The following is a 10834-nucleotide window of genomic DNA, read 5'->3' as shown; positions in this document are numbered from 1 at the left end:
CGAGCCGCGCCTCGGCCAGCATCCGCAGCTGCTCGGCGCTGGTCAGCTCGTGCAGGTCGACGTCGAGGCCCGGCGCCCGGTCGGCCATCCCGGCCAGCAGCGCCTGCAACGTCACGGCGGGCAGCTCCGGTGGCACGCCGGCCCGCAGCGTGCCGATCTCGCCGTCGCCGGCCTTGCGCATGATCAGCCGTACGCGCTCCTCGGCCGCGAGCAGCGTCGGCGCCTCGGCGGTGAGCAGCCGGCCGGCCACGGTCAGCGCGACCTGCCGCCGGGAGCGGTCGAACAGCGCGACGCCGAGCTCCCGCTCGAGGCGCTGGATCGCCTGGCTCAGCGGCGGCTGGGCGATGTGCAGCCGCTCCGCGGCCCGCCCGAAGTGCAGCTCCTCGGCGACGACGAGGAACTGCCGCAGGTGCCGGGCGAGGTCCACCCGGCCGAGGATATGCGTTCGCATATGGGTCGCGCGGGCGCGGTACCGTCGGTCGCCGTGATCGACGACATCTTCGAGGCGGTCGGGGTCGACGCCCAGCTCCACGCCGTCGACCTCGACGGGGGCGCTTCGCTCGGGATCCGCGCCGACGAACCGGTGGTGCTGGCCTCGATCTTCAAGATCCTGCTGGTGCTGGAGTTCGCCCGGCAGGCCGCGGCGGGGCAGCTCGACCCGACCGAGCGGGTGGTCGTGCGGGCCGCGGACCGGCTGGGCGGCTGGGGCACGGCCGGCTGCGCAGACGACGCCGAGGTGTCGTTGCGCGACCTCGCCTACTTCGCCATGTCCGTCACGGACAACACCGCCGCCGACCTGCTGCTGCGCCGCGTCGGTCCCGACGTGCTGTCGCTGCTCGCGGCCGAGCTGGGGTTGGCGACGACGCGGATCACCGGCGGGCCGCGGGAGCTGCTGGAGTCGATGTACGCGGACGTCGGCGCGACCGACGACGCGGACTTCGTGCGCATCTTCCCGACCCTGCCCGCGGAACGCGTGCGGGCAATGCGCGTCTTCGACCCGGCCCGCACGACGTCGAGCACACCGCGCGAGGTGACCCGCCTCCTGTCGCTGATCTGGCGCGACGAGGCGGGCCCACCGGCGGCGACGGCGATGGTCCGGTCCCTGATGAGCCGCCAGATCTTCTGGACCCGGATCGCCTCGGGCTTCCCACCGGGCGTGCGGGTATCCGCCAAGACGGGCACGCTGCCGGGCCTGCACATGGAGGCGGGCGTCGTCGAGTACCCGGACGGCGGCCGCTACGCACTGGCGGTCTTCGCCCGCACCCGCTCGCTCGAGTTCCGCCGCATCGACGTCGACCTGGCGATCGGCGAAGCGTCCCGCACAGCGGTCGAGGCCCTCCGGCAGGGGCTTTGACCTGCTCTGATATCGGCACGCGTATCAGCGGCTCATGATCTTTGTCTTGGACGCCGGGTGGGTGGCGGTGGTTGGGTCTCCGTAGCTGGATGATCCACTCGGAAGGGGAAACCCATGACAAACCGCAACCTCGACCGCCGCGGGCTGCTGCGCACCGCCGCCGCGGCGACCGGCCTGGCCGCCACGGGGGCGGCCGGACTGGCGACGCCGGCGGCCGCGGCCGCGGCACCGCGCGGGTTTCGGGCCGGCGCGGCCACGTTCCGCTGGTTCGGCACCGCCGGCTGGCGGATCGACATCGGCGACCGGACGGTGCTCGTCGACCCGTACCTCAGCCGCTACCGGACCGGGCTGTTCGACGGCGGCATGGACCCGGCGACCCCGCTGCGGGTGGCCACCGCCACCGTCGACGCGCACGTCGGCCGCCCGGAGACCGTGCTCGTCACGCACTCGCACTGGGACCACTTCAACGACGTGCCGCACATCGCGACCACCACGGGCGCCCGCGTGCTCGGCACGCTGACCACCTACCAGCTCGGGCTCGCGCTCGGCATACCGGCGGCTCAGCTCGGCCCGGTCAAGGGCGGCGAGGTGCTCGACTTCGGCGACCACACCGTCGAGGTGGTCGCCTCGCTGCACAGCCGCAACGCCGGCTACTCCGTGGGCATACCCGGTGTGCGGCTGAGCCGGCCGTCCCGCCCGACCACGGTCGCCGACCTGCCGGAAGGGGACACCCTGGCCTATCTGCTGTCGGTGCGGAACGGGCCCAGCGTGTTCTTCATGGGCGCCAGCGACTTCGTGGCCCGCAACGTCGACGGGATGCGGCCCGACATCGCGATGGTGGCGATGGCGTCGGCGACCACGACGCACGAGTACGTGCCGCGCCTGCTCGAGGCGCTCGGCAAGCCGCCGGTCGTGGTGCCGGTGCACTGGGACAACTTCGAGACACCGCTGCAGAACCCGCCCGTGGTGGCGCCGTCCGACCGCGCACGGCTGGATGCGATGATCACCGAGATCCGCCGGGTCGCGCCGCGCACCCGTGTGGTCCTGCCCGACTACCTGAAGCCGTACACCTTCGCATGATGCTTCCGCTCCTCCGGCGCCTCGGCGTGCCGCTCGTCGCGGGCGCTCTGCTCGCGGCCTGTGCCGCGCCGGGCCCGGCGCCGCTCCCACCGCCCACCGCGCACCCGACACCGACCGCGCGGGCCTGCGCCGACGGCGTCGCGCTCACCGCCGGCCCCGTCGACTCCGCGGCGGGCCTGCGGGCCATGGGCGTCACCCTCTACAACTGCGGCGACCGCCCGTACCAGCTGGCCGGTTTCCCGGTCGTCCGCGCCCTCGACGACGCGCACGCGGCCCTCGCGATCACGGTCGGCAACGGCTCCGAGCCGGTCAGCGCGCCGGACGCCTGGGACACGCCCGCACACCGGCTCGTCGTCCCGCCGGGCGGCTCGGCGCAGGCGAGGGTGCTCTGGCGCAACACCGTGACCGACGGTGAACCGCTCGTCGCCACCTACCTCGCGGTCAGACCGGTGCCCGGCGCACCGGAGCAGATCGTCACCCCCGACGGTGGTGTGGACCTCGGCACCCCCGCCCGGATTGCGGTGAACGCCTGGCGCGCCGCTGGGTAGAGTCGCGCGGTGAGCTGGAGTTCGTACGCGTCGTTCGTGGTCTTCGCCCTCGTCCTCATCGCCATTCCGGGCGCCGACTTCGCGGTGACCGTCCGCAGCACCCTGGTCGGCGGCCGCACGCAGGGCCGCTGGAGCTCGGTGGGCATCGCGACGTCCAATGTGGTCCAGGGCCTGCTCGCCGTGGCCGGCCTCGGCGCGATCGTCGTGCACGTCGAACCGCTGTTCCAGGCCATCAAGTGGGCCGGCATCGGTTACCTGCTCTACCTCGCGGCGCAGTCGTTCCGCTCGGCCGCGCGCGGCGAGTACGCCGCGCTGGACGCGACCGCCGGCGACCGTGCCGGCACCGCCTGGACCGGGTGGCGGCAGGGCTTCCTGTCCAACATCACCAATCCGAAGGTGCTGGTCTTCTACCTCGCGGTGCTGCCGCAGTTCCTCGGCCCCGACACCCCGGTCGCCGTGCTGCTGGTCTTCGCGCTGACCCACGCCGCGCTCGGGCTGCTCTACTCGCTGCTGGTCGTGGCCGCGCTGCACCGGATCCGCGGCCTGTTGCGCCGCCGCCGGGTCCGCCGCGCCCTGGACGCCGTGACCGGCGCCGCCCTGGCCGCCTTCGGCGCCCGCCTGGCCGCCGAGAGCGCTTGATCCCTACTGGACAGTAAGGCTTCACGGCCGCGGCGGATCTTACGTGTCGCATTCGGACGGATCCTAACGATCAGGATCGTCCGTACTTTTGCTGTCCTGGATAAAAGTCTTGTCAACATCATCGAAAGATGTGGACAGTTCGATGATCAGCGATTAGGGTCACTCGCACACCACGTTGTTTCATCGATGTAAACGGCGCGTGAGCAGTGCACCTCGCTCGCCGTTCCACGCCCACGTCCCCGACCCCGAGGCATCGTCAGCCCGTCCCAGCGGGCCAGCGAGGTCTGCTTCGCCATGTCCACCGTCGGTCGAACTGCGGAAGGTATGTCGGACATGCCCAAATCTGTGCCACGAGGCACGCGAAGGCGCCTGCTCAGCAGGCTCGGACAGGGTCGGTTCGCCCGGCCGTCCGCCGCCTTCGCCGCCGTAACCGTCATGCTGGCCAGCGTCGTGCTGGCCGGGGTCCTGTCGGGCACGCGCCCGGCCGGGGCCGAGCCACCGGGTGACAGCGCGGCGCCGCAGCAGCTCCAGGCCCAGGTGCTCACCTGGACGGCCGGGGACAGCTTCCAGGCGTACGCCTCCGTGCCCAGCAGCGCCGTCGCGGGCCCGACGACGATCGTCTTCGAGAACAGCGCCGCGACCGGCAACACCACCGGTATGCAGCACACGCTGACCTTCGACACCGGCGACCCGCGCTACAACCGGGACGTCAACCTCAACCTGATCGCGGACCCGTCGGACGCCAACGGCGGCCGGTGGACCGCGGACGTGACGCTGACCCCGGGCACCTACCGCTACTTCTGCGCGATCCCCGGCCACGGCCAGATGACCGGCCTGCTGACGGTCACCGGCGACGGTGGCGACACCACCGCGCCGGAGGTGACTGCGCAGGTCGCGGGCGAGCGCGACGGCGACGGGAACTACGTCGGCGCGGCCACCGTGACGATCAACGCGACGGACGCCGGCTCCGGCGTGGCCCGGGTCGAGTACGCGCTCGACGGCGGCCCGTTCGGCACCTACTCCGGCCCCGTCACGGTCAACAGTCCGGGCGCGCACACGGTGCAGTACCGGGCGACCGACGTCGCGGGCAACACCTCGACGACCGGGTCGACCCAGTTCACCGTGGTCGAGCCGCAGGACCCGGACACCACCGCACCGACGGTGACGGCGGCCGTCGCCGGCGACCAGGACGAGAACGGCGCCTACGTCGGCACCGCGACCGTCACGATCACGGCCACCGACACCGAGTCGGGCGTCGCGAGCGTCGAGTACTCGCTGGACGGTGGCGCGTTCGCGGCCTACACCGCGCCGGTCACCGTCAACGACGTCGGCAACCACACGGTGCAGTTCCGGGCCACCGACGAGGCGGGCAACACCTCCAACGCGCAGTCGGTCGCCTTCGCGGTCGTCGACGCGCCGGACCCGGACAACACCGCGCCCGAGGTGACCGCCACGGTCGCGGGCGAGCAGAACGAGCAGGGCGCCTACGTCGGCACCGCGACGGTCACCGTCGCCGCCACCGACGCGGGCTCGGGCGTGGCGACCGTCGAGTACTCACTGGACGGTGCGCCGTACGCCGCCTACACCGCGCCCGTCGCGGTCAACCAGCCGGGCGCGCACACGTTCAGCGCCCGCGCCACCGACGAGGCCGGCAACACCTCGGAGCCCGAGACGGTGCAGTTCACCGTCGCGGACGCGCAGGGCCCCGACACCACCGCGCCGGCCGTCACCGCCGCGGTCGCCGGCGACCAGAACGAGCAGGGCGCGTACGTCGGCAGCGCCACGGTCACCGTCACCGCCACCGACGCGGAGTCCGGTGTGGACAGCGTGGAGTACGCGGTCGACGGCGGCGCCTACGCCCCGTACACCGCACCGGTCACCGTCACCGCGACCGGCGCGCACACGGTCACGTTCCGGGCGACCGACGAGGCCGGCAACACGTCGACGCCGGGCAGCGTGCAGTTCACCGTCGTCGACGCGCCGAACCCCGACCAGACCGCGCCGACGGCGACCGCGGCCGTGGCCGGCAACAAGGACAACACCGGTGCCTACATCGGCGCGGCGACGGTCACCGTGACCGCCACCGACGCGGACTCGGGCGTGGCCACTGTGGAGTACTCGCTGGACGGCGCTCCGTACGCGGCCTACACCGCGCCGGTCACCGTCAACCAGCCGGGTGCGCACACGGTCAGCTACCGGGCGACCGACCAGGCCGGCAACACGTCGACCCCGAAGTCGGTGGCGTTCTCCGTGGTGGCGCCGTCCGACGACACCACACCGCCGACCGTCAACGCCGCCATCAGCGGCCAGCTCGACAGCGGCTGGGCGTACGTCGGCAGCGCGACCGTCACGCTGACCGCCAGCGACAGCGGCTCCGGCCTGATGCGCGTCGAGTACGCGCTCGACGGCCACGGCTACCTGGTCTACGGCGCGCCGGTCACGGTCAACACGCCGGGCACGCACACGTTCACCTACCGGGCGACCGACCGGGCCGGCAACGTCAGCACCACCGCCTCGACCACGTTCACCGTGGTGGAGAGCGGCCCGCCGGCGCCGAGCTGCAAGGTGGCCGACAACCGCACCACGGTCTGGATGGGCACGCACAACACGGGTGTGGCCAACCGGGTCGTCGAGGGCGGCTGCAGCATCAACGACCTGGTCCTCGACGAGTCACCGTGGGCCAGCGCCGCGGAGTTCGTCGACCACGTCACCGCTCTGGCCGACCGCTGGCACCAGCGCTCGCTGATCCCGCTCAAGGACCGCAACGGCCTGGTCCGCGGCGCCCGCGAGAGCAACGTCGGCCGGTCCGAGGCGGTGCAGGGCTACGCGCCGCTGCTGGACGCCAAGGCCGCCTCCTTCCGGCTCTGGGAGCAGGTCGGCGCCGGTGGCTTCCGCCGCAACGCCGACGGCTCGATCACCAGCAAGCAGGTGGACGGCCTGGGCATGCTCTGGTTCCCGGTCCGCACGTACGGCGACTTCTCGCTGAAGCTCCAGTGGCGGGACGACGCTCCGGGCACCGGCCGGGCCAACAGCGGCGTCTTCGTCCGCTTCCCGCAGGTGCACCAGCACCCGCAGGAGCCGCGGCCGGAGTGGGTGGCGATCAAATACGGCCACGAGCTGCAGATCTTCGACAGCCCCACGGGTGACCAGTACAAGAGCGGCTCCGTGTACGGCTTCGACCGGGTCGACCTGGCCGACGCGGGCGTGCGGGACAAGGGCGTCTGGAACGACTACGAGATCCGCGTGGTCGGCCAGCACTACTCGATCTTCCGCAACGGCAAGCTGATCAACCAGTTCACCAACGCGCCGGGTCAGGTCTTCGACCCGCCGCGGGCCGACGACCCGGGCACCGACGGGCGCCAGCACGCGGAGGGCTACATCGGCCTGCAGAACCACAGCGCGGCGGACACGGTCAGCTTCCGCAACATCCGGATCGCACCGCTGACCCCGTAGGCAAAGGACAAGACCAGTGGATAAGGAAACCTCACGCCTTGGTGTCGTCGGCGGTCCGCGGATGTGGGCCATCGCGATCCTCGCCGTGACCCTGGTCGGCGCGGGGGTCCTCCGGTTCGGCGGCCAGCAGGCCGCCGGGCCGGGGGCGCCCGCCGCGGCGGCACCGGCCGCGCTCTCCGCCGAGAAGGCCGCGCTGGCCGCCCTCGCGCCGGGCGACCGTCCGGAGGGCTGCGTCCAACCGGACCGGCGGATCCAGCTGTACGCGGTCGAGCTGCCCAAGGACGGGACCCAGATCCGGCTCGGCTACGGCCTGACACCGGAGACGGCCTCGTACCCCGGGCCGCTGATCGAGATGATCGAGGGGGAGTGCCTGGCGATCACCCTGCACAACCAGGTGCCGGCGGCCACCCTCGAGGCGCTGCGGCGGGACCTCAACCACCCGCTCGGCGTGTCCCTGCACACCCACGGGGTGAAGTACACCCCGACCTCCGACGGCACCATCCACACGGACTCCTGGGTCCCGCCGGGCGGCCAGCGCACGTACATCTGGTTCGCCAAGCCCCGCAACCCCACCACGGGCGCGCAGGGCACAGCCGGCTACTGGTGGTACCACGACCACATGGTCGGCGGTCCACACGGGACGCAGGGGCAGGGCGCCGGCCTGTTCGGTGGCCTCGTCGTCCGCCGTCAGGGCGACGTGCGACCGGACCGGACGTACGTGACCGTGTTCGGCGACCTCCAGTCGATCAACCTGCGCCGGGGCGCCGCGACCGACACCTGCGACCCGGCCAACCCGGTGCCCGGCCCGACCTGCCTGATCGCCGAGCAGGGCGAGCGGGTCGAGTTCCTGGTCGTCGGCATGGGCAACGACATGCACACCTTCCACCTGCACGGGCACTCCTGGGCGGACACCCGCACGGGAACGCTCGACGGCACCAACAAGGCACTGGTCGACTCGGTGCCGGTCATCGACAACAAGACGCTCGGCCCCGGCGACTCGTTCGGGGTGCAGATCGTCGCCGGTGACTCGGTCGGAGCGGGCAACTGGATGCTGCACTGCCACATGCAGTTCCACTCGGACCAGGGCATGGCCACGATGCTGCACGTCCTCAACCCCGACGGCACCCTGGCGGCGCACAGCGCCGACCACGCGCCGGTTTCCGCCGCGGGCGCGCCCGCGGCGCACGCCGGACACGAGGGGAGCCACACGTGACCGGATTCCGTGACCCTCACGAAGGAGCAGGAATGGCCCATCGAAAGCGGCCGAGGCTGCGCCGCGCGATAGCGCTGGCGTCGGCGGCCGTGCTCACGCTCGGCATCATGACCGGACCGGGATCCCCGCCGGCGTCGGCGGCGGCGCCGACCTGGGGCGCCGGCGCGGTCAACGTGCTGGTCTTCCACGGCCCGGTGGACCAGCAGGACGACCCGGTCAACCGCGCCGTCGCGGCCGTGCGCAAGCTCGGCACCGAGAACGGCTTCACCGTCCGGGTGTCCACCAACCCGGCCGACTTCAACAGGGACAACCTCGCCAAGTACCGCGGCGTGGTGTTCCTGTCCGCCAACGGCGTCACGCTCAACGACGCCCAGGAGGCGGCCTTCCAGGCGTACGTCAAGGGCGGCGGCGGCTTCGTCGGCGTCCACGACGCGGCCCGGGCCCAGCCGGGCTCGGAGTGGTTCACCGGCCTGATCGGCACGCGGCCGGTTCCGCTCGCCGAGGCCCTGCGCGCCGCCGGACACGACGTACTCGTCGCGTCCGGCGGCGACGCCGCGGCCCGCCCGCCGGCCGGCTTCCCGGTGGAGGACCTCACCGGTCCGTTCAACTTCGGTCGGATCGCGCTGGGCACGATGCTGAGCCGCCCGCGGCTGCTGGTGCGGGAGCTGGCCGGCCGCGCGGGCACCGACGCGGTCGGGTACATCTTCGCCGCGGTCAACGATCGCTACGCGGAGGCCGCGACGGCGCTGGTCGGACGCTGGCGCCCGGACGTGGTCGTGCACGAGCCGCTGTGCGGCGCGGGTGCGGTGGCCGCGGCCCGCCACGACGTGCCGGCCGTGCTGCACGGCAACACGCTCTTCGACGATGCGCTGCTCCTCTCGGTCACGGTCGGGAAGATGCGGCCACGGGTCGACGTGCCGGCCAGCGCCGCGGTGCTCCGCATCACCCCCGACAGCCTGGTGCCGGGTGCGAGCGGCCAGCCGATGCGCCCGCTCGGCTACGGCGGCGGCGCCAGCCTCCCCCAGTCGTTGCGCGAACCGGGGACGCGCCCCCGGATCCTGGTCAGCCACAGCACGATCGCGGGCCCGGGCTCGACCTCGGTGCTGGACCGGATCGTCAAGCTCGCCCCGGAGATCGACGCGGAGTTCGTGCTGCTCCGCGCCGTCGACCGGCTGGCCGGCCGGAGCCTGCCGCCGAACGTGCGGGCGGTCGGTTGGGCGCCGGTGCCCGAGGCCCTGGAAAACGCGAGCGCGATCGTCCACCACGGCGGCGCGGGCACGATCCTCGCGGCGCTCTCGGCGGGCGTGCCGCAGCTCGTCACGCCGGGGCCGGGCGACCGGGCACACAACGCGGCGGCGGTCGCCAACCGCGGCGCGGGCCTGGCCGTGCCGGTCAAGCGGATCGACGCCACGGTGCTGCGTCGCCTGATCGACGACGCGGCCCTGCGTGCGGCGTCGGGCGAGGTTGCCACGGAGATCGCCGCGATGCCCGCACCGACCGAGATCGCCTCGACCGTCTTCGCCAAGTTCGGCTGACCCGCCGGGCCAACGGCGCGGCTAGCCGCGCCCGGATAGGACGTCGCGGTAGTGCGGGTTGAACATGATCCCCAGGATGTTTTCGAACGGGTCCGTGACCGTGGCGGTGATGAAGCCCTCCCCGCGGTCCCGCGGCTGCTCCCGCACCGTCGCACCCATCGCCGTCAGCCGTTCCAAAGCGGCGTCGACGTCGTCGACGTGCCAGTAGGCCACCACCCCGCCCGCGCCCGTCGGCGTGCCTTCCGGCGCGAACGACCGGGCGATCAACCCCAGCTCCTGCTGGTAGTCACCGAGCCGGAACTCCGCGTAACCATCCGGCACCTCGAAGTAGGGTTCGATGCCGAGCAGGTCCGCATACCACCGCTTGGCCGCGGCCAGGTCATCGGTCCAGTAGCTCATCGTCGCGATCCCCCGGAGCATTTCCGATCCCCTTCCTCGTCCTTTGATGACACCGACGCTAGCGGCCACCACCGACACTTTCCGGCGGAGCTAGTCTCGATCACGAACGCCCCCCTCGTGTTTGGAGCAACCCCATGGCAACCGACGCCGACCGCGTCATCGCGGTGCTGCGCACCGGCCACGACGACCTCGCCGCCCGGGTCGCCGGGTTCACCGCCGACGACCTCGCCCGGCCCTCCGGGGCCAGCGAGTGGGACATCTCCCAGGTGCTCAGCCACCTCGGCAGCGGTGCGGAGATCAACCTCGCCACCCTCGAAGCCGGCATCGCGGGCAGCACCCCGCCGGACGGCGAGTTCAACAAGACCGTCTGGGCCAAGTGGGACGGAGCCTCCCGGCAGGAGCGCGCCGACTGGGTCGTCACGGCCAACGAGGCGCTGGTCAAGCGCTACGAGTCGCTCGACGACCAGCAGCGCGAGAGCGTCCGCGTCACGTACGCCTGGATGCCCGCCCCGGTCGACGTCGCGTTCCTGAGCGTGACGCAGGGTTCGCGGGACATCGGCCTGTCCGAGGTGCTGCACGCCCTGCGCACCTTCGACGACGACGGCTCGATCAG

General features: G+C 72.6%; 10 protein-coding genes. 8 read left to right on the top strand and 2 right to left on the bottom strand.

Going from position 1 to position 10834, the window contains the following annotated elements; genetic code table 11:
* The coding region (locus AB0H87_RS30600) for a LysR family transcriptional regulator (RefSeq protein ID WP_360153301.1) at nucleotides 1-427 on the bottom strand (427 nt) is incomplete at its 3' end.
* Between the two features lie 57 nt (nucleotides 428-484).
* Here AB0H87_RS30600 and AB0H87_RS30595 point away from each other — a divergent pair.
* The 7 genes from AB0H87_RS30595 to AB0H87_RS30565 all read left to right on the top strand — a co-directional run bounded on the left by AB0H87_RS30595 (nucleotide 485) and on the right by AB0H87_RS30565 (nucleotide 9822).
* Nucleotides 485-1354 (top strand): serine hydrolase, encoded by an 870-nt coding sequence (locus tag AB0H87_RS30595; RefSeq protein ID WP_360153298.1) that lies wholly within the window; start codon nucleotides 485-487, stop codon nucleotides 1352-1354.
* Between the two features lie 114 nt (nucleotides 1355-1468).
* Nucleotides 1469-2434 (top strand): MBL fold metallo-hydrolase, encoded by a 966-nt coding sequence (locus AB0H87_RS30590; protein WP_360153295.1) that lies wholly within the window; start codon nucleotides 1469-1471, stop codon nucleotides 2432-2434.
* On the top strand, nucleotides 2434-2982 hold the full coding sequence (locus tag AB0H87_RS30585) for a DUF4232 domain-containing protein (protein ID WP_360153292.1): 549 nt from the start codon (nucleotides 2434-2436) through the stop codon (nucleotides 2980-2982). The genes AB0H87_RS30590 and AB0H87_RS30585 overlap by 1 nt, the downstream gene beginning before the upstream one ends.
* Before the next feature lie 9 nt (nucleotides 2983-2991).
* A complete protein-coding gene (locus tag AB0H87_RS30580; protein WP_360153289.1) occupies nucleotides 2992-3621 on the top strand; it encodes a LysE family translocator in 630 nt (209 codons plus the stop codon).
* Nucleotides 3622-4056: 435 nt separating this feature from the next.
* A complete protein-coding gene (locus tag AB0H87_RS30575) occupies nucleotides 4057-7074 on the top strand; it encodes a family 16 glycoside hydrolase (RefSeq protein ID WP_360153286.1) in 3018 nt (1005 codons plus the stop codon).
* A 61-nt stretch (nucleotides 7075-7135) separates the two neighbouring features.
* Nucleotides 7136-8287 carry a multicopper oxidase domain-containing protein gene (locus AB0H87_RS30570; RefSeq protein WP_360153283.1) on the top strand — a complete coding sequence of 384 codons (1152 nt, stop codon included), beginning with the start codon at nucleotides 7136-7138 and terminating at the stop codon, nucleotides 8285-8287.
* Between the two features lie 32 nt (nucleotides 8288-8319).
* Complete coding sequence (locus tag AB0H87_RS30565; protein WP_360153280.1) at nucleotides 8320-9822, top strand: nucleotide disphospho-sugar-binding domain-containing protein; 1503 nt, start codon at nucleotides 8320-8322, stop codon at nucleotides 9820-9822.
* A 21-nt stretch (nucleotides 9823-9843) separates the two neighbouring features.
* On the opposite strand, the gene AB0H87_RS30560 is transcribed toward AB0H87_RS30565, so the two are convergent.
* Nucleotides 9844-10242, bottom strand: a complete 399-nt coding sequence (locus AB0H87_RS30560; protein WP_360153277.1) for a VOC family protein — start codon at nucleotides 10240-10242, stop codon at nucleotides 9844-9846.
* 113 nt (nucleotides 10243-10355) lie between these two features.
* On the opposite strand from AB0H87_RS30560, the gene AB0H87_RS30555 reads away from it, so the two are divergent.
* Nucleotides 10356-10834 (top strand): maleylpyruvate isomerase N-terminal domain-containing protein (locus AB0H87_RS30555; RefSeq protein ID WP_360153274.1); only part of this gene is annotated, 479 nt, incomplete at its 3' end.

Source organism: Asanoa sp. NPDC050611, from assembly GCF_040654855.1.
Classification (GTDB): Bacteria; Actinomycetota; Actinomycetes; order Mycobacteriales; family Micromonosporaceae; genus Asanoa.
Note: the sequence above shows the minus strand (reverse complement) of the source record. Positions and strands in the feature narration are given on the sequence as shown.

Excerpts from the sequence above, each read along its gene's own strand:
- AB0H87_RS30590 (WP_360153295.1), top strand. The coding sequence starts at position 1,469 with ATGACAAACCGCAACCTCGACCGCCGCGGGCTGCTGCGCACCGCCGCC.
- AB0H87_RS30585 (WP_360153292.1), top strand. The coding sequence starts at position 2,434 with ATGCTTCCGCTCCTCCGGCGCCTCGGCGTGCCGCTCGTCGCGGGCGCT.
- AB0H87_RS30575 (WP_360153286.1), top strand. The coding sequence starts at position 4,057 with ATGCTGGCCAGCGTCGTGCTGGCCGGGGTCCTGTCGGGCACGCGCCCG.
- AB0H87_RS30570 (WP_360153283.1), top strand. The coding sequence starts at position 7,136 with ATGTGGGCCATCGCGATCCTCGCCGTGACCCTGGTCGGCGCGGGGGTC.
- AB0H87_RS30565 (WP_360153280.1), top strand. The coding sequence starts at position 8,320 with ATGGCCCATCGAAAGCGGCCGAGGCTGCGCCGCGCGATAGCGCTGGCG.
- AB0H87_RS30560 (WP_360153277.1), bottom strand. The coding sequence starts at position 10,242 with ATGCTCCGGGGGATCGCGACGATGAGCTACTGGACCGATGACCTGGCC.